A 21900-nucleotide genomic window follows, 5' to 3' on the forward strand; every position below is an offset into this window, starting at 1 on the left:
TCGGCGCGAATTCAAAGGAGATGAAACATGAGCTGGATCAAACGCGCGTTAGGCTTGGAGTCCCCCACTCCACCGGGCGGTCTCGGCAATCCAAGCCTGGCTAATCCGTTCGGGCTGGCGACCGGTCGTATGCTCGACCTCGACGACTCGCTAAAGCTGATGCTCGACGGCCATTCGGAGCTGGTGGTACCTGACGAAGAAGTGGTCTGGGCGGTGGGTCAGGTTGATCTTGGGCAATCGGTCCGTCTGGTGCGCTTCTACTTCGAGGACGAAGATTACTGGCTGCAAGTCATGATGAACGGGCCTGCCGCTGAAGACGTTCAGGACATCATTCTGTTTGGCTACAGCAGCGTCGTCACGATCAACAGCGAGGCAGAGCTCAAGCGTCTGGTGGGGCCTGCGTCCAAAGTCGGTCTGCCGGTGTTCGAACATGACGGCTGGGAGTACGGTCGTCAGTGGGGTACGGAACAAGGCCAGACCGAGCTTACGCCCATGGACGAGCACGTCGTCAGTCCTGACGGTGCCTACCGCATCAAGCACCTGAGCATGTTGTACGCGCGGGACACCGGACTGGTGGATCGTCGCGAGTTTCTGTTGCTGTCCGTTGAAGAGGACGAGGAGGGCGTTGTCTCCTTCACCACGTCGGTCGGCGTGACCCTGCAGTCCACCGATTTCACCGTCATTTAAAAGGAAGTAAAAAATGCTTGAAGCGCTTCGTATGTCTGTCAGCTTCCAGTCGTTGCTGAGTTTTGTGGTCTACATCATTGTGGCCGGCGGATTGTTCTCGTTGTTTCAGATGGCCTACACGCGTCTGACGCCGCACAAGGAATTTGCCCAGATTCGTGAGGGAAATGTTGCCGCCGCCGTCGCCCTCGGCGGTGCGCTGATCGGTTTCGCTCTTCCTGCCAGCAACGTGATCACCTACAGCATCAGCGTGCTGGATGTGGTGATCTGGGCAGTAATCGCAGCAGTCGTACAGCTGCTGGCCTTCACCGCCACCAGCATGGTGCTCAAGGATCTGTCCGCACGCATCACCCGAGGCGAGCTTGCGGCGGCCATCTACGCCGCCAGCGTCTCGATCAGTGTCGGTTTTCTTAATTCGGCCTGCATGACGCCGTCGACCTGATCGCCCGTTATCGAAAAAGGAGTTATCGATGAGACGTAGTTCCCTCAAGCTGGTCCTGGCCAGCACCCTGCCGTTGGCGATCAGCGCATGCAGCAAGTCCGATACCGTCGAGGTTTCCGCGCAGCAGACCTATCCGTCGGTTCAGTCCTGCGTTGACCAGAAAGTACCGGTCGACATCTGCTCGGACGCTTACATGAGCGCCCTGGCGGAGCACCGCCGCATTGCCCCGACCTACGACGACAAGACGGCTTGCGAAGCAGATTTCGTCCCCGATTACTGCCAGCAGAATGCCGATGGCAAGTTCACGCCCAAGCTTGGCGGTTTTCAGCTGGAAGTTTCCGGTGAGCTTCCTAAGTCACAGGTTGATGCAGCGAAGGCTCAGGCTAACCAGTCGGGTGGCGGTGGCGGTGGCTTCGGTTCCGGGGTGAACGGATTCCTGATGGGCATGCTCGTCAGCAACATGGTCAACGGATTCACCGGCGGTGGTGGTCGTTACTACGCTCAGCCCATCTACCAGGAGCGGGACTCGCGGGGTGGGTATGGGTATTCCACACTGTCGCGCCAGATCGAGCAGGGCAAAACCTTCGGCAACTCCACCCAGGCGCGAAGCAGCTCGACCGGCACTTACAGCAAAAGCACCCTTGGTCGTAACTCCTCCGTCTCTTCTTCTGTTTCCCGTGGCGGTTTCGGCAGCCAGGCCACCGCTCGCAGCGGTTGGGGTGGCAAAAGCAGCGGTTCAAGCTTCGGCGGATAACAGGGACGTTACCCATGAAAAGGATCAGCATCCAGGAACGTCCTGACTGGCGCCAGACGGCCGAGCGTGAAGGCTTCAACTTTCACACCATCGACGGCGAGCGCTACTGGGATGAGCGGGCCTACTACCAATTCACCGAAGCGCAGATCACACGCGACATTGAAGCGCCGACTCAGGAGCTTCATGCCATGTGCCTGGACGTTGTGGAAAGGGTCGTCGAGAGCGAAGAGCTGCTGACCCGGCTGGCCATTCCGCCGGCGTTCTTCGATCTGGTTCGCACCTCGTGGAAGGAAGGCCACCCGCATCTGTATGGCCGCTTTGACTTCAGCTATGACGGCATAAACCCGGCCAAGCTGCTGGAAGCCAACATGGACACGCCTACGTCAGCGTATGAAGCGGGCGCGTTTCAGCTCATCTGGCTTGAAGAGCAGATCCAGCGTGGCGTATTGCCGGCCCACGCTTCGCAATTCAACTCGATAGCGGAGGATCTGGTCCGGGCTTTTGCGGCGATCAAGGAAGGCGGGCCGTTCTACTTTTCGTGTATGTCAGGCTCCATCGAAGACCGGGGTACGACGGAATTTCTGCGCAAAATGGCTGAACATGTTGGGATCGAAACCCGCCACATCGACATCGAGGACATTGGCCTGAACGCCAACGGCCGATTTGTCGATCTTGAGGGCCGATGGATCGAACGCATCTTCAAGCTGCACGCTTGGGAGCATGTCTTTCATGAGCCCCACGGCCAGGCCATCCCCCAGTGCGATACGCAGTTCATCGAACCTGCCTGGAAGGCGATCATTTCAAACAAAGGCATCTTGCCGTTGCTTTGGGAATTCAACGAAGGGCATCCCAATCTGTTGCCGTCCTTCGTTGATAAGCACCCGCAATCTGCGGTGCCAAAGGGTTGGGTCCGCAAGCCGTACTTTTCCCGCGAAGGCGCCAACATCGAAATCCGCACCCCGACTGACCAGGTCATTTTCGAAGACGGCCCTTATAACGATGCTCCTTACATCCTTCAAGAGTTTGCGCCACTGCCTCGTTTTGGCGACAGCTACACGCTGATCGGGTCTTGGGTCGTGGGTGATACGGCTTCGGGGATCGGGATTCGTGAAGATGACAGTTTGATCACCAAAGACAGCAGCCGGTTTTTGCCGCATGTGGTGATTGATTGAGGGGATTTGGCGTGCGGTCGGTGTGCCGCGCCAGAACGAAAAAAGCCGCGCATTGCGCGGCTTTCTATTTGGTGGGCCCACACGGACTCGAACCGTGGACCAAGGGATTATGAGTCCCCTGCTCTAACCAACTGAGCTATAGGCCCTCAGTAGGCCGCGGATTATAACGACGGTTTACGCGCTGTGCTATCCGAAACGTCTGAAACGGTTGTACGAAGAAATGTCGTGCAGAATTCCTCCGCGCGCAGGGGGAGGCTGACGAGGTAACCCTGGATTTGTTCGCAGCCCTCGTCCGCCAGGAATTGCTGCTGTTCGAGGGTTTCGACGCCTTCTGCGATGACTGTCAGCTGCATGCTGCGGCCCAGCGCAATGATGGCGCGGACAATCGCCGCATCGTGGGGGTCATCAGGCAAACCGCGCACGAACGATTGGTCGATCTTAAGGATGTCCAGCGGCAGGCGCTTGAGGTAACTGAGCGAAGAGTAGCCGGTGCCGAAGTCGTCGATCGCCAGCTGTACACCGAGTGTTTTCAGGCGATGCAGGACTGAAAGCGCTTCCTCGGTCTGCGACATGATGAAGTTCTCGGTGATCTCCAGTTGCAGACACCCTGGCTGCAGCTGGTGCTGGAGCAGCAGTCGTTCGATCTTGTTGACGAGATCGGTCTGACGTAACTGGGCGCCGGCAAGGTTCACTGACAATGGGCCGGACATGTCGTAGCGCTGGTTCCACGCATGCAATTGCTGGCAGGCCGTATCGAGCACCCATTCCCCGATCTGCAGGATCATGCCATTTTCTTCTGCCAGCGGGATGAACCGCTCAGGTGGGACATCGCCGAACGTCGGGTGAAACCAGCGTATCAGCGCTTCGGCGCCGACCAGTCGGTGTGTCAGCAGGCTGATCTTGGGCTGGTAGGACAGGGTGAACTCGTTACGCTCGATGGCGCGCCGCAGTTCGTGCTCCAGGGCGACTCGCTCGCTGGCCTGAGCGGTCAGATCGCGCGTGTAGTGCTCGACGCGGTTACGCCCTTTGGCCTTCGAACGATACATCGCCGCATCGGCGTTCTTGATCAGCGTGGCGACGTCCGCGCCGTCTGTGGGAAACAGCGCGCTGCCAATGCTTGTGCTCATGAAGAACTCGTGTTCGCCCGCCTGAAACGGAGCTGAAAAGCTGTTGAGCAGCTTGGTTGCGACGACTTCTGCGTCCGCCGGGTTTTGCAGGCCCGGCAACAGGATGATGAATTCGTCGCCTCCAAGTCGCGCGACGGTGTCGATGTCACGCAGGTTCTCCTTCAGGCGCACCGCAATGCTCTTCAGCAGCAGATCGCCGACCGGGTGACCGAGACTGTCATTGATGTGCTTGAAGCGATCCAGGTCGAGGAACAACACCGCGCCGAGGCTGTAAGCCGCTCTTGAGTGAATCAGCGCGGCGTGCAGTCGGCTTTCGAACAGCGTCCGATTGGGCAGGCCGGTCAGCGGGTCGTGGTGCGCCTGATAATCCAGCCGTGCCTGAGCCTGCTTCAGGCTGGAAATATCAGCGAACACCGCGACAAAATGGGTGATGAATTTATCGCGATTGCGCACGGCACTGATGGTCAGCCAGCTCGGGTAGATCTCACCATTTTTGCGCCGGTTGCTGATCTCGCCCTGCCAGTGACCCTCTGCCGTCAGTTGGTACCACATGGCGGCGTAGAATGCGCTGTCGTGGAATCCGGACGCCAGGAGACGCGGTGTCTCGCCGAGGGCTTCCTGCTCGCTGTAGCCGGTGATCTCGCTGAAGGCGCGGTTGACGGCATTGATCCGCTGTTGGGTGTCGGTGATCAACACACCCTCCGCCGTGCTCTCAAATACCGTCGCGGCCAGTTGCAGTTTCTCCTGCATCTGGTGGCGGTCGGTGATGTCGCGCGCGATGGTAAGCATGTAATCCTCACCGGCAATCGGCAGCGATCGCGCGGAAATCTCGCACAGGCGGATCTGACCATCCCTTCGACGAATGTGGCTGGTGAAGTCCTTCACGAAGCCGTCGCGGTTCAATTGCTCAAGCAGTTGCTGTCGCTCGTTCAGGTTTACCCAGATGCCCAGGTCGAGGGTGGTACGGTCTACGGACAGCGAGCTGTGATAACCGGTGATCCGGCTGAAACCGTCGTTGACCTCCACCAGCAACCCGTCGTTTTGCCGTGTAATCAGCAGTCCGTCTGGCGAAGAATGGAAGGCCTTGGCAAATTTCTCTTCGGACATTTGCAGCTGTTGCTGGGCTTCCTTGAGCGGCGTGATGTCCCTCACCACCAGAACCACTGCGGCCGTGGAGTCCAGATCAAAGGGCTCGGCTGACAGAAGCCCGGTGAACAGGCGGCCATCACTGCGCCGAAACGGCATTTCCAGATTGCGTATGCTGCCCCTTTGAAGGCGTTGCAGCAGACTGTGGCCGATGTCGGGAATGCCCCAGATATTCAACTCGGAGGGCAGGCGTCCTACAACGTCGGCCGGGCTGACGCCAATTTGCTCGGCAAAGGCCGGATTGGCCTCCAGAAAACAGCCATCGGAAAGGCGCGCGATCACCAGCATGTCAGGGCATTGCGCGAACACCGAGGCGAACTTCCCTTCCGACAGGCGCAGCGCTTCTTCGGTCTGCTTGGCTTCGCTGATGTCGATCATCAGCCCGCGCATCACGGGCTCTCGGCCACAGCCGATCATGCTCACGATATCGCGAATCCAGACCACCCTGCCGTCGGCGCTCAGGACTCGGTAATCGACGCTGTGATCATTGCCTTCCGCCACCTCACGGTCGCAGTAGGCTTGGGCGTAGTCGCTGTCCTCGGGATGAACGATGCTGCGCCAGAATCCGGGCCTTCGCCATTGGTGCAGCGGATACCCCAGCAATTCCTGCGCATGGGGCGAGACGTAGTTGTAGGAGTAGTCGTGAGTGTTGGCTTCCCATGCGATGGCCGAAAGGCTCTCGATCATCCCGCGATAGTGGTACTCGCTGCTGCGCAGCTCTTGTTCCAGCGCGATCCGGCGGGAAATTTCCGAGCTGAGGCGACGGTTGACCCGCACCACAATGGCCAGCACCGTTGTCAGCACCAGCAGCCCGGGCAGTCCGATCAGCAAGAACTCGTGCCAGAGCTTGCTGCGTTCGCTGGCATGGTTACCTGCCGGCAATGCGGCTGACGAATCCGTCAGGTCGTTGTGTCGTTCTGATGGGCGCGCCTGATTGACACCGACAAATCGGTCGCTGAGCAGGGGAGTGGATAAGTTTTGGTTTATATCGACTGGATTTCTGGATTGGGCGTCTTCGGTGGACTGTAACCCTTGCCGCATCGCTTGCCCTTCATCTTCGTTGTGAAGCAATGCCTGGGCGGAGACTGCAGAGGGGGTAAGCAAGCATAAGAGAGCAATGGCCGGCATCCAAATCATGGCAGCCTCGGTGATTCATTGGTAAGAATCAAACGAGTGTAGCCGGGCTGGACAACAGTGGCACTGTGCCGAAAATTTATTCCTTAAAACGCAAAACCCCCAGCAATGCCGGGGGTTTTGGTATGACGCGTCGCTTACTCGTCGAGGAACGAACGCAGGTGTTCGCTTCGCGTCGGGTGACGCAGCTTGCGCAACGCCTTGGCTTCGATCTGACGGATACGCTCACGGGTTACATCGAACTGCTTACCGACTTCCTCAAGGGTGTGGTCAGTATTCATGTCGATACCGAAACGCATACGCAGAACCTTGGCTTCACGGGCGGTGAGGCCCGACAGCACTTCGCGCGTCGCTTCTTTCAAGCTCTCTACCGTGGCGACATCGATTGGCGACTGCATGGTCGAGTCTTCGATGAAGTCACCCAGGTGGGAATCTTCGTCGTCACCGATCGGCGTTTCCATGGAGATCGGCTCTTTAGCGATCTTCAACACCTTGCGGATCTTGTCCTCAGGCATTTCCATGCGTTCGCCCAGCTCTTCCGGCGTCGGTTCGCGACCCATTTCCTGCAACATCTGACGGGAAATGCGGTTGAGCTTGTTGATCGTCTCGATCATGTGCACCGGAATACGAATGGTGCGTGCCTGGTCAGCGATCGAGCGAGTGATCGCCTGACGAATCCACCAGGTGGCGTACGTCGAGAACTTGTAACCACGACGGTATTCGAACTTGTCCACCGCCTTCATCAAACCGATGTTGCCTTCCTGGATCAGATCGAGGAATTGCAGGCCACGGTTGGTGTACTTCTTGGCGATCGAGATCACCAGACGCAGGTTGGCTTCAACCATTTCTTTCTTCGCGCGGCGGGCCTTGGCCTCACCGATCGACATCCGACGGTTGATGTCCTTGATTTCCAAAATGGTCAGGCCGGTTTCTTCTTCCAGCGCGGTCAGCTTTTGCTGGCAGCGCTGAATGTCGGCCTGAAGACGACCAATGGCTTCAGCGTATTTGCTTTTGCCTTTGGCCAGCCCATCGGTCCAGCTCTGGTCAACTTCGTTGCCCGGGAACTGGCGCAGGAAGTCGGCGCGCGGCATGCGTGCATCACGAACACACAGCTGCATGATGGCGCGTTCCTGGGCACGCAGACGCTCAAGGGCACCGCGGACGCGCTCAACCAGACCTTCAAACTGTTTCGGAACCAGCTTGATCGGCATGAACAGCTCGGCCAGAGCCAGCAGTTCAGCGTTGGCCTGCTTGCTGCCACGACCGTGCTTTTTCAACGCCTTGAGGGCGATTGCCATCTGGTCTGAAACGGCACCGAAGCGCTGGGCGGCGATGACTGGATCCGGGCCGCTTTCGACCTCGTCCTCTTCATCGTCGGTAGCGTCGTCCTCTTCGTCGTCAGCCCCTTCGACCTTCTCGGCCTTGGGATCTACCGGCGGCGGGACTTCGGCTGGCGGCGCTATGCCGTCATCCGGGTCGATATATCCGCTCAAAACGTCGGACAGGCGACCGCCTTCGGTGGTAACGCGAGTGTACTCGGAGAGAATGTGCTCAACCGTGCCAGGGAAGTGCGCGATGGCGCCCATCACTTCACGGATGCCTTCTTCGATACGCTTGGCGATTTCAATTTCGCCTTCACGTGTCAGAAGCTCGACGGTACCCATTTCGCGCATATACATGCGCACTGGGTCAGTCGTGCGACCGATGTCGGTCTCCACCGCAGCCAGCGCAGCAGCGGCTTCTTCAGCAGCTGCCTCGTCGGTATCGGCGTCGGCCAACATAAGGGCGTCCGCATCCGGAGCACTCTCGTGTACGGGGATCCCCATGTCGTTGATCATGCGGATGATGTCTTCCACCTGCTCTGGATCTGAAATATCCTCAGGCAGGTGGTCGTTGACCTCTGCGTAAGTCAGATACTTCTGCTCACGACCCAGGGTGATCAACTCTTTGATACGAGACTGCTGTTGCGCTTTTCCGGACATAACACCCTATCCACTGAAGGTCTTGGCGGGCAAAAAACAAGCCGGGGATTATACCCGAGCTATGACCTCACACGCCAGTTGAGGTCGGGGTTTGTGCAGGAACTTTGCGATTTAACAGGTTGAGCAGCTGAACTTTTTCTTCCGCGCTCAGGCCTGACTGCCGTTCCTTCCTGATCAATTGCTCCAGATGTCGCTCGCGTTGGCGAGCAGACAAGCTAGTTATAGTGTCGAAAAACTGTTGTTCAAGGTTATCGGCCGAGATCAGCCATTCCTTTTCCGCCAGTTGACGCAGCAATCGTCCTTGATCGGTGCCATGCCAGCGGGCAATCAACTGCATCGTGCGCAGCTTCGGGTTTTTCTGTGTAGCGTCGATCAGGGCCACCAGAAGCTGTGAATACACATTCTCTTCATCGGCGAACGTACTGGCGTTGGCGACCTGCGCTGACAGTTCAGGGTGATGCAGCAACGTTCTGAGTGCTGTCAACGCCGGCGGCTCAACCGTCGCCGGTGTGCGTGGTCCCCGAGGTTCGAAATCAGGACGCTTGCCGTTCTTGTCCCATTTCTTGCCTTTGTCCCACGGCTTCTTGTCCCATTTCTTCTGCTGACCGCCCGGCGCGCTCGGTGTCCATTCCTGCTGCGCCTGGTAATCGTGCTGCTGGTAATCGCCGTAATCCGGCACGGCGTCGTAATCAAAGCCCGGATCGTAGCTGGGCTGGGCTTCCGCCGGAGCAGACTGCATCAACTGGCTGACTGCAGCGGTGTCCAGTCCGGTGATCTCTTTCAGGCGTCGACGCATCAGCTCACGCAAATTCGCGCCCGGCACTTTTTCGATCAGTGGCGCGGCCAGCGTTACCATGTGTGCCTTGCCTTCCAGGGAGCGCGGGTCGGCCTCCTTGGTCAGTTGCTCGAAAAAATAGTCGGCCAGCGGCTGTGCGTGCTGGTTGATCCTGGCCTTGAATGCGTCGGTACCTTCGGCCCGCACCAGAGTGTCGGGATCTTCTCCTTCGGGCAGAAACAGAAACCTCGCGCGTCGGCCGTCTTGCAAACCGGGAATCGTCGCTTCCAGCGCACGCCAGGCGGCGTTTCGGCCAGCCTGGTCACCGTCAAAGCAGAACAACACGTTCGGTACCACGCGAAACAGCCGCTTCAAATGCTCTTCACTGGTCGCCGTACCCAGCGTCGCAACGGCATTGCGCAAGCCTTGTTGGGCCAGCGCAATAACGTCCATGTAGCCTTCGACGACGATAATCTCGTCCAGGTTACGGTTAAATTTGCGAGCTTCGAATAAACCGTATAACTCCTGACCCTTATGAAACACCGGGGTTTCAGGAGAGTTCAGGTATTTGGGCTTGTCGTCGCCCAGTACCCGCCCGCCAAATGCGATAACACGGCCGCGACTGTCGCGAATGGGGAACATCACCCGGTCGCGAAAGCGGTCGTAGCGTTTGCCGGTTTCGGCGTTTTCGATCAACAGGCCGGCATCGATCATCGCCTTCTGTTGAAGGGTGTCGCTGCTAAGGTGTTTGTAGAGGTTATCCCAGCCAGGAGGGGCGAAGCCGAGTCCGAAGTCCCGGGCAATCTCGCCTGACAGGCCACGGCCTTTCAGGTATTCCACCGCAGATTTTCGCGTTGGATGGCTCTTCAGCGCAGCGCGATAGTAGTCGGCGGCGGCTGTTAATAGGGGGTAGAGCGGCGAATCGGTAGGCTGCCTGGGCTTTTGCCCTTTGACGCCTTGTTCGCGTGGGACTTCCATCCCGGCGGCTTTGGCCAGGTCTTCGACGGCCTGGGGGAAATCCAGGTTGTCGTGGTCCATGATGAAGCCGAGGGCATTGCCACCCGCGCCACAGCCGAAGCAGTAATAGAACTGTTTGTCCGGGCTGACGCTGAACGACGGTGTCTTCTCTTTATGAAAAGGACAACAGGCGCTGAAGTTCTTGCCGGTCTTTTTTAATTGAACGCGTGAGCTGACAACATCGACGATGTCGGTGCGGTTCAGGAGGTCGTCAATAAAACCTTGGGGAATCAGTCCGGCCATGGCGTTCTCATCATCAGGCGCCCCGCCAGAAAGATCGTGGCGAATCCAAACCGTAACGACGGTTGCTTGGTCAGTGTAGACGGGTCAACGCGGCCTGAGTCAGGCTGGAAGAAATCGACGGGGTTTGTCTCGGTCGCATCTGCGGCGTCAACAGCCTCTGTCTTGTGTTGCTTGATCGGTGTTGCCTGAGGCTAAAACTGCAACTGCCGACAGCCCGGCTTTGAAGGCCGGGCAAGGCAGAAGCTTGCGTCAGACGTCTGTATTAATACAGACGAACGGCGCGGCGCTGTTCGCGCTGTACTTTCTTGGCGTGACGCTTAACAGCAGCTGCTGCTTTACGCTTACGCTCAGAAGTCGGCTTCTCGTAAAATTCGCGGCTACGAACTTCAGCCAGAACACCGGCTTTTTCGCAGGAGCGCTTGAAACGACGCAGAGCTACGTCGAAGGGTTCGTTCTCTTTAACTTTGACGGCTGGCATCCAGAGCTACCTTCATTCATTACCGGGGTCAACGCTTACTGCAACGCTTGCACTAAGTACGTCGGTTTTTAAGGGTTGCGGATGTTAACCCCTTGCTTCGCGGAATGCAAAGCCTCTGATCGAAAAGCACTGGTCGCAGGCATGAGCGGCGACTATTATGCGCGCCTTCGAATTCAGCCTCCACAAGGCGTACCCCATGCTAGTACTGGGAATGGAAACTTCCTGCGATGAGACCGGCGTCGCGCTGTACGACAGCGAACGCGGGTTGCTTGCCGATGCATTATTCAGCCAGATCGACCTGCACCGCGTCTACGGTGGCGTGGTCCCGGAGCTTGCCTCGCGTGACCACGTAAAACGCATGCTGCCCTTGATTCGTCAGGTGTTGGCCGAGGCGGACTGCGCCGTGACCGAGATCGATGCCATCGCTTATACCGCAGGCCCGGGACTGGTCGGGGCCCTGCTGGTAGGGGCTTCGTGCGCACAGGCTCTGGCGTTTGCGTGGGACATTCCGGCGCTGGGTGTTCACCACATGGAAGGGCATCTGCTGGCGCCGATGCTGGAGGAAAATCCGCCTGAGTTTCCGTTCGTCGCTTTGTTGGTTTCCGGCGGCCATACACAGCTGGTTCGCGTCGATGGCATTGGTCTTTACGAGATGCTGGGCGAGACCCTGGACGACGCCGCCGGCGAAGCTTTCGACAAAACCGCAAAGATGATGGGGCTGAACTACCCCGGTGGTCCGGAGATTTCCCGTCTGGCGCAATCCGGTGTGGCTGGGCGGTTTGTCTTTCCGCGTCCGATGACGGACCGCCCCGGGCTGGATTTCAGCTTCAGCGGCTTGAAAACCTTTTCGCTGAACACGTGGCAGCAGTGCCAAAGCGCCGGGGACGACAGCGAGCAAACCCGTTGCGACATCTCGCTGGCCTTCCAGCAGGCGGTGGTGGACACTTTGACCATCAAGTGCAAACGCGCGCTGAAGCAGACCGGGCTCAAGCGTCTGGTCATCGCCGGTGGCGTGAGCGCGAACAAGGCGTTGCGCCAGTCGCTGGAGCAGATGCTCGATGGCCTGGGTGGCAATGTCTACTACGCGCGTCCTGAGTTCTGCACCGACAACGGCGCGATGATCGCCTTTGCCGGCTGCCAGCGTTTGCAGGCGGGGCAGAGGGAAAGTCTGAGCATTACGGTTCAGGCGCGCTGGCCGATGGAGCAGTTGCCCGGTCTTTGAGGGCAAATAGGTTCGAGCGCCTGATTGGGATGTGAAAGGGGGCAGCGTCAGAAATGCCGTTCGCGCCCGGCAAACAGGTCGCGTAGATTGCCCCGATGGCGCCAGACGATGAGCAACGTCAATACGCTCATCGGCAGCAAAGCGTGGGGTTCCTGCCAGGCAAGCAGCGGAAGGGTGAGCGGCGTGGCAATCAGGGACGCCAACGAGCTGGTGCGAGTGAGGTAGAACGTCAGCAGCCAGGCGCCTATGGCGAGCAGGGCGGCTGGCGGATACAAGGCTAGCAACATGCCGGCGGCCGTGGCCACGCCCTTGCCGCCACGAAAACGGAAGTACAGCGGGAACAGATGCCCCAGCACTGCGCACAGTCCGATCCAGGCCTGCAGGCGTGGGTCGAGGTCCAATCCTCTGGCGATCAGCACCGGGATCATGCCTTTGCAGACGTCGCCAATCAGGGTCAGTACCGCGAGTTTCTTGCCGGCCAGGCGCAGCATGTTGGTGGCGCCGGCGTTGCCCGAGCCACTGGCGCGAGGGTCCGGGCGACCGGTTATGCGGCTGATCAGGATGGCAAAGGACAGCGAACCGAGCAGGTAGGCGAGGACCGCCAGTAACCAAAACATGCTAACCATTCCGGGCGAGGTTGCCTTGATTCTAACGGCGCATCGCGCCCTTGTCGTGCAGCGGAGAAACAGGCTTGGACAGAGTTTTCATTGAGGGTCTGGAGGTCGATACCGTCATCGGCGCGTACGACTGGGAGCGTGGCATTCGCCAGTGCCTGCGTCTGGACCTGAGTTTTGCCTGGGACAATCGGCCTGCAGCCGCAGGCGACGACCTGAGCAAGGCGCTCGATTACGCCAGTGTGTCCGCGCGAATTCAGACGTTCGCCGAAGCCTCTCAATTCCAGCTGGTCGAGACCTTTGCCGAACGACTCGCCGACGTGCTGATGAGCGAGTTCAACATTCCCTGGCTGCACCTCAAATTGACCAAGCCGGGAGCCGTGCCTGCGGCGAAGGGCGTTGGGGTGGAGATCGAGCGCGGATGTCGCTGACACGGATTTTTCTGGGACTGGGCAGCAACATCGAGCGGGAGCGCCATCTGTGCGCAGGCCTCGACGCCCTTGCCGGCTTTCTGACCGACATGACCTGCTCGCCTGTGTTCGAAAGTCATCCGGTGGGGATCAAGAGCGGGCCGTTTTTCAATCTGGTGATGTCGGCGCTGACCGACCTGCCGCTGACTGAACTGGACCGCCGCCTCAAATTCATCGAAGCCGATAACGGGCGTTATGCCCCTGATCGAAAGGGGCTGCCGCTGGACATCGACGTCCTGCTGTATGGCGAACAGGTCGGAAACTTCGACGGCCTGATTCTGCCTCGGGCTGAAATCCTCAAAAACGCGTTCGTGCTGTGGCCGCTGTCACTGATCGCGCCGCAACGCCTGCATCCAGAGGCCTACGTGTCATTTGCCCAGCTTTGGGCCGATGCGAACATCGATCAGACACTCTGGCCGGTTGCCTTTGAATGGCGCGGCGAGCAACTCACCCCGGCCACCCTGCTGGCTACGATGTAGCAGCCAGCCAGCCAGCTAGCCAGCCAGCCCGACCGAGCCGCAGCCAAGCCAGGGGCTTATAGCTGATACGACGCCTTGTATACCTTCAGCGTATCCAGCCGCTCCCGCTTGAGCGCCTCGCCCAGTTGCTGGCCCTGAAAACCCTTCTCCAGCAGCGGTTGCACTGCCACTTGCCGCGCCGCTTCGGCAGCGCCGCGCAGGTACTCGGCTTGCGGATAGGTGCGCGACTCAAACCCCTTGCGGCCTCGCGCGTCCATCTCACAGGCAGCGATGAATTCCTCGAAGCGCTGCGGGCGGCGATACACGTCAAAGCTCTGCAACAGATCCAGCAATGTCGAAGGCTTCAGCTCCAGCGCGCGATGGCCATGGGTGTGATATTCGCCCACCAGCAGCGCCAGTTCCTGACAGTCCCTTGGCACCTTGAAACGCTGGTTCATTGCCTTGATCGCCTTGAGTCCTTTGTGCTCATGGGCGATATGCCGCGGCCATTCCTCTTGCGGCGTGAGGCCCTTGCCCAAGTCGTGCAGCAAGCAAGCCCAGCGAACGCTTAGCGGCTGGCGGTGCAGGGCGGACTGATGCAACACGCTGAGAACGTGCACACCGGTATCGATTTCAGGGTGATGGGCTTCCGGCTGAGGCACGCCAAACAGCGCGTCGACTTCTGGCATCAGCACGTGCAGGGCGCCGCATTCGCGCAGGACTTCGATGAACACCTGCGGCTCTTTTTCCATCAGCGCGCGGGAGATTTCCTTCCAGCTGCGCTCCGGTGTCAGCGCTTCCAGTTCACCGGAGCCGCTCAGTTGGCGCATCAGTTCGAGGGTTTCCGGGGCGATGGTGAAACCGTCGGGAGCATAGCGCGCAGCAAATCGGGCCACGCGCAGGACGCGCAGTGGATCTTCGGCGAACGCGGGGGAAACGTGACGTAATACTTGGGCTTCAAGGTCCTGCTGACCGTGATAGGGATCAGTCAGTTGTCCATTCTTGTCTTCGGCAATGGCATTGATGGTCAGGTCGCGGCGGATCAGGTCTTGCTCCAGCGTGACGTCCGGGTGGGCGTGAAAAACAAAGCCGCCGTAGCCTTTGCCGGTCTTGCGTTCGGTGCGGGCCAGTGCGTACTCCTCACCGGTCAGCGGATGCAGGAAGACGGGAAAATCCGTTCCCACCGGCCGGTAGCCCTTGACCAGCATCTCCTCGGTCGACGCACCCACCACTACCCAGTCAATGTCAGTGACCGGTTTGCCAAGCAGGCGATCGCGTACCGCGCCGCCAACTTTATAAATCTGCATAAAAAAGCCTCCGTGAGGGCGACAGGATAAACCTTAAGTCGCGATCGCGGAGGCTGGAAACGCTCAAGGTTTATAAGTGGACGACCGCCAGGTCCAGCCGGGGATATTCACTGTCAGCGTGTTCGCTTCTCGGCGGCACATGGTGGACTTTCATCACCTGGTCGCCTTGCAGCGTTTCCAGATGGATATCAAAACCCCACAACCGATGCAGGTGTTTCAGCACCTCATCCGTCGAATCGCCCAAGGGTTTGCGGTCGTGCTGTTGATGACGAAGGGTCAGGGAGCGGTCGCCGCGCCGGTCAATGCTGTAGATCTGCACGTTGGGTTCGCGGTTGCCGAGGTTATATTGCGCGGCGAGAGTTTCACGAATCACCTTGTAGCCGGTTTCATCGTGGATGGCAGGCACGAGAAGATCGTCCTTTTGATCATCGTCCAGAATGCTGAACAACTTCAGGTCACGGATCACCTTGGGCGACAGGTACTGCAGGATGAAGCTCTCGTCCTTGAAGCTGCTCATCGCAAACTTCACCGCGGTCAGCCAGTCGGTGCCGGCCAGATCGGGAAACCAGTGGCGGTCTTCCTCGGTCGGGTGCTCGCACATCCGCCGGATGTCCTGATACATGGCAAAGCCCAGCGTGTAGGGATTGATACCGCTATAGTAGGGACTGTCGAAGCCCGGCTGGTAGACGACACTGGTATGAGAGGTCAGGAATTCGAGCATGAAACCGTCAGTCACCAGCCCCTCGTCGTACAGATCGTTCATCAGCGTGTAATGCCAGAACGTTGCCCAGCCCTCGTTCATCACTTGGGTCTGACGCTGCGGGTAGAAATACTGGGCAATCTTGCGCACGATGCGCACCACTTCACGCTGCCAGGGCTCTAGCAATGGGGCGTGCTTTTCGATGAAGTAAAGGATGTTTTCCTGGGGCTCGGCGGGGAAGCGCGAGAAGTCCTCTTTGTCGTGCTTGCTCGCACTTTTCGGAATCGTACGCCACAGATCGTTGATCTGCTTCTGCAGGTGCTCTTCCCGGTCCTTCATGCGGCGGCGTTCTTCCTCTGCCGAAATCGGATAGGGCCGCTTGTAGCGATCCACGCCGTAGTTCATCAGCGCGTGGCAGGAATCGAGCAGATCCTCGACCGCATCGATCCCGTGGCGCTCTTCACACTGCATGATGTACTGCTTGGCGAAGACGAGGTAATCGATGATCGAACTGGCGTCGGTCCAGGTGCGGAACAGGTAATTGCCCTTGAAGAAGCTGTTATGCCCATAGCAGGCGTGGGCCACGACCAGCGCCTGCATGCAGATGGTGTTCTCTTCCATCAGATAGGCGATGCACGGGTCGGAGTTGATGACGATCTCGTAGGCCAGACCCATCTGGCCCCGCGAGTAGGATTTTTCCGTGCTGAGGAAGTGCTTGCCGTAGGACCAATGGTGATAACCCAAGGGCATGCCGACAGACGCATAGGCGTCCATCATCTGCTCGGCGGTGATCACCTCGATCTGGTTGGGGTAAGTATCCAGCGCATAACGTTCGGCAATGCGGCTGATCTCCCGGTCGTAGGCCTGGATCAGTTCGAACGTCCACTCTGAACCCGTGGAGAGGGGTTGGCGCTTCTGCTCTCTAGCGGTCATGTCACTAACCTGCGCTGGAAGAGTTCACGGAACACCGGATAGATATCACCGGCAGAGACCAGCTGCTGCTGGGCGAACGTGTCGGCGAAGGCTTCGCCGATGCGCTCGTATTCGAACCACAGCGCCTGATGTTCGCGCGGGGTGATTTCGACGTAGGTGTAGTACTGCACGAACGGCATGATCTGTTTGATCAGGATATCGCGACAAATGGGCGAGTCATCGTTCCAGTTGTCGCCGTCCGAGGCCTGGGCTGCATAGATATTCCATTCGTTGGTGGGGTAGCGCTCGGCCATGATTTCCTGCATCAGCTTCAATGCGCTGGAAACGATGGTGCCGCCGGTTTCCCGTGAATAGAAAAACTCCTCTTCGTCGACTTCCCGCGCACTGGTGTGGTGGCGGATGAAGACGACTTCGATTTTGTCGTAGTTACGCTTGAGGAACAGATACAGCAGGATGAAAAAGCGCTTGGCGATGTCCTTGGTGGCCTGGGTCATCGACCCGGAAACGTCCATCAGACAGAACATCACGGCTTTGGAGCTGGGGTTCGGCTGTTTGACCAGCAGGTTGTATTTGAGGTCGAAGGTGTCCAGATACGGGACGCGACGAATGCGCGCCTGAAGTTTTGCGGCCTCGATTTCCAGCTCCTGGATGTCGCCGAAGTTGTCGGGCTCCTCGATCCTCAGGCGTTCCAGTTCAGCCTGCACCTGGCGCAGCTTGGCCCTGCTGCTGCCGGACAGCGCGATACGCCGTGCATGTGCCGAGCGCAATGTGCGGATGATGTTGATGCGTGACGGGTTGCCTTCGTTACTGATGCCCGCGCGAACGGTCTTGAACGTGTCAGTGCCGCTCAGGTTGCGCTTGACCAGATTGGGCAGCTCCAGATCCTCGAACATGAATTCGAGAAACTCTTCCTGAGTGATCTGGAACACGAACTCATCCATGCCCTCGCCGGAGTTGCCCGCCTTGCCAGGCCCTTTGCCACCGCCGCCACCTTGCGGGCGTGCGATGTGCTCACCGGTGGTGAACTCTTTGTTACCCGGATGAACAACCGTTTGCTTGCCGCCGCGACCATGGTGCAACACCGGTTCGTCGATATCCCGCCCCGGAATACTGATCTGTTCGCCGTGCTCCATATCGGTAATGGAGCGCCGGCTGACGGCTTCTTCAACTGCCTTCTTGATGTGGTCACGATAACGGCGAAGAAAGCGCTGCCGATTCACCGTGCTCTTGTTCTTCCCATTGAGACGTCGGTCGATCACATAGCTCATAGGCCCCTCCGGGGAGCTTCAAGTTGTGAGCCGCAAGCTGCGAGTAGAGGCGGTTATCCGGATAGCAGATGACGCGCTTTCTTCCTGCAGCCTGTGGCTTGACGCTTGCAGCTGCCTTACTGCGATTTCCGGACCCGTAGGTACCATTCGGAAAGAAGCCTTACCTGTTTATCGGTGTAGCCCCGCTCGACCATTCGTGTGACAAAGTCGTTGTGCTTCTGCTGGTCCTCTTTGCTGGCCTTGGCGTTGAAACTGATGACAGGCAGCAGGTCTTCGGTGTTCGAGAACATTTTCTTCTCGATCACCACCCGCAGCTTCTCGTAGCTCAGCCAGGTCGGGTTCTTGCCGTTGTTGTTGGCGCGGGCTCGCAGCACGAAGTTGACGATCTCGTTGCGGAAGTCTTTCGGGTTACTGATGCCAGCCGGTTTTTCGATCTTCTCCAGTTCCTCGTTCAGCGCCACGCGATTGAGGATCTCGCCGGTCTCCGGATCACGGTATTCCTGATCCTGAATCCAGAAGTCCGCGTACAGCACGTAGCGGTCAAAAATGTTTTGGCCGTACTCGCTGTAGGACTCGAGGTACGCAGTCTGGATTTCCTTGCCGATGAACTCGATGTAGCGCGGCGCCAGGTATTCCTTGATGAAGCGCAGATACCGCTCGCGGGTTTCGGCCTGGAACTGCTCCTGCTCGATCTGTTGCTCCAGCACGTACAGCAAATGGACCGGGTTGGCGGCGATCTCATGGGGGTCGAAGTTGAAAACCTTCGACAAGATCTTGAACGCGAACCGGGTCGAGAGTCCGTTCATGCCTTCGTCGACACCGGCGCTGTCGCGGTATTCCTGAATCGACTTGGCTTTTGGATCGGTGTCCTTGAGGTTCTCGCCGTCGTAGACCCTCATCTTGGAATAGATGTTGGAGTTGTCCGGCTCTTTAAGCCGCGACAGCACGGTGAACTGCGCGAGCATTTTCAGCGTGTCCGGCGCGCAGTGGGCTTTGGCCAGCGAGCTGTTGAACAGCAGCTTGTCGTAAATCTTGATCTCGTCACTGACACGCAGGCAGTACGGCACCTTCACGATGTAAATCCGGTCGATGAAGGCTTCGTTGTTCTTGTTGTTGCGGAAGCTGTGCCATTCCGATTCGTTGGAGTGGGCCAGCAAAATACCGGTGAACGGAATCGCGCCCAGGCCTTCGGTACTGTTGTAGTTACCTTCCTGGGTGGCGGTCAGCAATGGGTGAAGCACCTTGATCGGCGCCTTGAACATTTCCACGAATTCCATCAGGCCCTGGTTGGCCCGGCACAGCGCGCCCGAATAGCTGTAAGCGTCGGCGTCGTTCTGTGGGTATTCCTCGAGCTTGCGGATATCGACCTTACCCACCAGCGCCGAGATGTCCTGGTTGTTCTCGTCACCGGGCTCGGTTTTGGCGACGGCGATCTGGTTGAGAATGGAAGGGTAGAGTTTCACCACTTTGAACTGACTGATGTCGCCGCCGAATTCGGCCAGTCGCTTGGTCGCCCATGGCGACATGATGGTGTTCAGGTACCGGCGCGGGATGCCGTAGTCCTCTTCGAGGATCGTCCCGTCTTCGGTGGGTTTGAACAGGCCCAAAGGGGATTCGAAAACCGGGGACCCTTTGATGGCGTAGAACGGTACTTTTTCGACCAGCGTTTTGAGTTTTTCAGCCAGGGACGACTTGCCGCCGCCTACCGGGCCGAGCAGGTAAAGGATCTGTTTCTTCTCTTCCAGGCCTTGGGCGGCGTGGCGGAAGTACGAGACGATTTGCTCGATGCAGTCCTCCATGCCATGGAAATCCTCGAACGCCGGATAGCGCCGAATGACCTTGTTGGAGAAGATTCTGGACAGCCTGGAATTGGTCGACGTGTCGAACAACTCAGGCTCACCGATGGCCATCAGCAGACGTTCTGCGGCGGAAGCGTATGCGCTGCGATCGGTTTTGCAGAGCTCGAGATACTCCTGTAGCGAGAGCTCTTCCTGCCGTGTCGATTCAAAGCGTTGTTGGAAGTGGCTAAAAATACTCATGACGTCACCTCGCTCGATACGTGGAGCCGGCGGCGGATCGTCAGTTGATGCTGGATGGAAGCCGATCACGCGGCTGCCATTACCCCCCAAACACCATAAAAGTAGCTACCGATGACCCACGCGCCGGTGTACCGGCTCTCCCCTGATTCGGATGGCCTGAGGCTAAGAGTAGTTCGGATTCGGGCACAGAAAGAAGCGATGGAGATGAACAGGGCATACCCGTTCGTCAGATGAGGGCGCGAGCCCGCGTAGGACGCGGGATAGCGACCAGCAAAAATATTTTTCGATCAGCCTTGCGTGGTTTCAGCAGGGAATTGGGTTTTCCACAACTCGAAACCGCCATCCATGCTGTAGACCTCGGAGAAGCCCTGACCTACAAGATAGGCCGCTGCGCTCTGACTGGAGTTGCCGTGATAGCAGAGGACGACCAACGGTTTATCCAGATCGGCCTGACGGATGAAGTCGGCGATGGAGTGATTGTCGAGATGATGGGAATCCGGAATGTGCTGGGACGCGTAGGTCTGCGCGTCACGTACGTCCACCAGTACCGCGCCTTGTTCGCGCAGGGCATGGACTTGTTCGGGTGAAATGCGTTTGAAGTCAGTCATGGCTCGGGCTCCTGGGCCGTCGGGTCCTCGAACGGTCGAGAACGTAGTGAGATCTTTACTGCTGCAGCGGAATTGGCTCGCTGAGGGGGGTTAGCGCAGGGGCGGGTACCTTTGCGTTGCCGCGCTCGTCGCAGTCGCAACGGATCAGCGCGCGAGTGTCGACGTTGAGCAGCGTCATGGCGCCGCCCCAGACACAGCCCGTGTCCAGCGCATACACCCCGGGCTCGTCACATCGGCCTTCAAGTGCGGCCCAATGACCAAAAATGATACCGACGCCCTTGGTCTTGCGCTCCTTGTGCTTGAACCACGGCGCGTAACCCGCCGGCGCACTGTCGAGGCCTTCCTTGCTCTTGAGGTCGAGCTTGCCATCGCTGGTGCAAAAACGCATGCGGGTGAAGTAATTGGTGATCACACGCAGCCGGGTGACGCCCTGCAGGTCTTTGTCCCACTTGGCAGGCTCGTTGCCGTACATGCCGTCGAGAAAAGGCTCGAAGCGATTGTCATCGCGCAATGCCTCTTCCACCTCTTCGGCGCAGCGCAGAGCTTTCTTCAGCGTCCATTGCGGCGGAATCCCTGCGTGCACCAGTGCGATGTCGCGTTCGGCGTCGTAATGCATCAGCTTCTGTTGGCGCAACCAGTCGAGCAGCACGACGGCGTCTGGCGCTTCCAGAATCTCCCGCAGCGTGTCGCCTTTCTTCAAGCGCTCGATATTGCGGCCGGCCGCCAGCAGGTGCAGGTCGTGATTGCCCAGCACGCAGACGATCGAGTCGCGCATGGCGTAGAGATAGCGCAGGGTTTCCAATGACTGTGGACCTCGGTTGACGAGGTCGCCGACCAGCCAGAGCGTGTCTTTGCCGGGCTCGAATGCAACGCGTTCGAGCAGGCACTTCAGCGGTTCAAGGCAGCCTTGCAGGTCGCCGACTGCGTAGACCGCCATCAGTGAAGCGCCCCCGGGACGGCCAGACGGAACGGAGCGATGACAGCATCGAAGCGCTTGCCGTCTTCGGCGAGCATTTGATAAGTGCCCTGCATGTTGCCCACCTTGGTGGTCATCACGGTGCCGCTGGTGTAGGTGTGGCTTTGTCCCGGCTGGATCAGCGGTTGCTGTCCCACAACGCCGTCGCCGCGCACCTCTTCAACCTGACCGTCGCCGTCGGTAATCACCCAATGGCGTGACAGCAACTTGGCTGGCAACTCGCCGTTGTTCTGCACGGTGATGGTGTAGGCGAAGGCGAAGCGGTTTTGCTCAGGCTGAGACTGTTCGGCTAGGAATCGGGTCTCGACGCTGACGTCGACCTGGTAACGAGAATCAGACATGCAAGAGGCC

The 21900-nt window shown here is 58.7% G+C and carries 18 protein-coding genes, 1 tRNA gene and 1 pseudogene; 7 read left to right on the forward strand and 13 right to left on the reverse strand.

Going from position 1 to position 21900, the window contains the following annotated elements; genetic code table 11:
- Nucleotides 1-27 precede the first annotated feature (27 nt).
- Genes AC07VF_RS19880 through AC07VF_RS19895 form a run of 4 tightly spaced genes read left to right on the forward strand, consistent with a single transcriptional unit; the run spans nt 28 to nt 3052 of the window.
- On the forward strand, nt 28-687 hold the full coding sequence (locus tag AC07VF_RS19880) for a DUF2491 family protein (protein WP_495009413.1): 660 nt from the start codon (nt 28-30) through the stop codon (nt 685-687).
- A gap of 13 nt (nt 688-700) precedes the next feature.
- Entirely contained in the window at nt 701-1126 is a 426-nt protein-coding gene (locus AC07VF_RS19885; protein WP_074886933.1) for a DUF350 domain-containing protein, read from the forward strand.
- Nucleotides 1127-1154: 28 nt separating this feature from the next.
- Complete coding sequence (locus AC07VF_RS19890) at nt 1155-1880, forward strand: DUF1190 domain-containing protein (protein ID WP_133775475.1); 726 nt, start codon at nt 1155-1157, stop codon at nt 1878-1880.
- A 14-nt stretch (nt 1881-1894) separates the two neighbouring features.
- On the forward strand, nt 1895-3052 hold the full coding sequence (locus AC07VF_RS19895; protein ID WP_495009414.1) for a glutathionylspermidine synthase family protein: 1158 nt from the start codon (nt 1895-1897) through the stop codon (nt 3050-3052).
- A 69-nt stretch (nt 3053-3121) separates the two neighbouring features.
- Here the strand turns inward: AC07VF_RS19895 and AC07VF_RS19900 are convergent.
- From AC07VF_RS19900 to rpsU, 5 genes and pseudogenes are all read right to left on the reverse strand, one after another.
- Nucleotides 3122-3198 (reverse strand) — tRNA-Ile (locus tag AC07VF_RS19900).
- Nucleotides 3199-3213: 15 nt separating this feature from the next.
- Nucleotides 3214-6156 (reverse strand): annotated as a pseudogene (locus AC07VF_RS19905) (sensor domain-containing protein); the annotation flags it as partial.
- A gap of 440 nt (nt 6157-6596) precedes the next feature.
- Entirely contained in the window at nt 6597-8441 is a 1845-nt protein-coding gene (rpoD, locus tag AC07VF_RS19910) for an RNA polymerase sigma factor RpoD (protein ID WP_192173115.1), read from the reverse strand.
- 67 nt (nt 8442-8508) lie between these two features.
- Entirely contained in the window at nt 8509-10476 is a 1968-nt protein-coding gene (dnaG, locus tag AC07VF_RS19915; protein ID WP_192173114.1) for a DNA primase, read from the reverse strand.
- Nucleotides 10477-10738: 262 nt separating this feature from the next.
- The gene (rpsU, locus tag AC07VF_RS19920) at nt 10739-10954 is read right to left on the reverse strand and encodes a 30S ribosomal protein S21 (protein ID WP_002551877.1); all 216 of its coding nucleotides are present in this window, start codon (nt 10952-10954) and stop codon (nt 10739-10741) included.
- A gap of 196 nt (nt 10955-11150) precedes the next feature.
- Here rpsU and tsaD point away from each other — a divergent pair, with 196 nt between their 5' ends.
- Nucleotides 11151-12176 (forward strand): tRNA (adenosine(37)-N6)-threonylcarbamoyltransferase complex transferase subunit TsaD, encoded by a 1026-nt coding sequence (gene tsaD, locus AC07VF_RS19925; protein ID WP_495009415.1) that lies wholly within the window; start codon nt 11151-11153, stop codon nt 12174-12176.
- A 47-nt stretch (nt 12177-12223) separates the two neighbouring features.
- On the opposite strand, the gene plsY is transcribed toward tsaD, so the two are convergent.
- Entirely contained in the window at nt 12224-12793 is a 570-nt protein-coding gene (gene plsY, locus AC07VF_RS19930; protein WP_074886952.1) for a glycerol-3-phosphate 1-O-acyltransferase PlsY, read from the reverse strand.
- A gap of 74 nt (nt 12794-12867) precedes the next feature.
- Between plsY and folB the strand changes: the two genes are divergently transcribed.
- Entirely contained in the window at nt 12868-13221 is a 354-nt protein-coding gene (gene folB / locus AC07VF_RS19935; RefSeq protein WP_192173112.1) for a dihydroneopterin aldolase, read from the forward strand.
- The gene (gene folK / locus AC07VF_RS19940) at nt 13212-13739 is read left to right on the forward strand and encodes a 2-amino-4-hydroxy-6-hydroxymethyldihydropteridine diphosphokinase (RefSeq protein ID WP_495009416.1); all 528 of its coding nucleotides are present in this window, start codon (nt 13212-13214) and stop codon (nt 13737-13739) included. The genes folB and folK overlap by 10 nt, the downstream gene beginning before the upstream one ends.
- A gap of 56 nt (nt 13740-13795) precedes the next feature.
- Here the strand turns inward: folK and AC07VF_RS19945 are convergent, their stop codons facing one another.
- The 7 genes from AC07VF_RS19945 to apaG form a co-directional block, all read right to left on the reverse strand.
- Nucleotides 13796-15025: a multifunctional CCA addition/repair protein gene (locus AC07VF_RS19945; protein ID WP_495009417.1), complete on the reverse strand. Its 1230-nt coding sequence runs from the start codon at nt 15023-15025 to the stop codon at nt 13796-13798.
- Between the two features lie 70 nt (nt 15026-15095).
- Nucleotides 15096-16658, reverse strand: coding sequence for a SpoVR family protein (locus AC07VF_RS19950; RefSeq protein ID WP_495009418.1), 1563 nt, complete (start codon nt 16656-16658; stop codon nt 15096-15098).
- Nucleotides 16655-17926 (reverse strand): YeaH/YhbH family protein, encoded by a 1272-nt coding sequence (locus tag AC07VF_RS19955; protein WP_074886967.1) that lies wholly within the window; start codon nt 17924-17926, stop codon nt 16655-16657. The genes AC07VF_RS19950 and AC07VF_RS19955 overlap by 4 nt, the downstream gene beginning before the upstream one ends.
- Before the next feature lie 116 nt (nt 17927-18042).
- Nucleotides 18043-19965 carry a PrkA family serine protein kinase gene (locus AC07VF_RS19960; protein ID WP_192173109.1) on the reverse strand — a complete coding sequence of 641 codons (1923 nt, stop codon included), beginning with the start codon at nt 19963-19965 and terminating at the stop codon, nt 18043-18045.
- Between the two features lie 287 nt (nt 19966-20252).
- Nucleotides 20253-20573, reverse strand: a complete 321-nt coding sequence (gene glpE / locus AC07VF_RS19965; RefSeq protein ID WP_192173108.1) for a thiosulfate sulfurtransferase GlpE — start codon at nt 20571-20573, stop codon at nt 20253-20255.
- Between the two features lie 55 nt (nt 20574-20628).
- Nucleotides 20629-21510, reverse strand: coding sequence for a symmetrical bis(5'-nucleosyl)-tetraphosphatase (locus AC07VF_RS19970; RefSeq protein ID WP_192173107.1), 882 nt, complete (start codon nt 21508-21510; stop codon nt 20629-20631).
- Nucleotides 21510-21890, reverse strand: coding sequence for a Co2+/Mg2+ efflux facilitator ApaG/CorD (gene apaG, locus AC07VF_RS19975; protein WP_192173106.1), 381 nt, complete (start codon nt 21888-21890; stop codon nt 21510-21512). The genes AC07VF_RS19970 and apaG overlap by 1 nt, the downstream gene beginning before the upstream one ends.
- Nucleotides 21891-21900: the final 10 nt, after the last annotated feature.

The sequence above is a fragment of the Pseudomonas sp. GW821-FHT02H06 genome, from assembly GCF_059421525.1.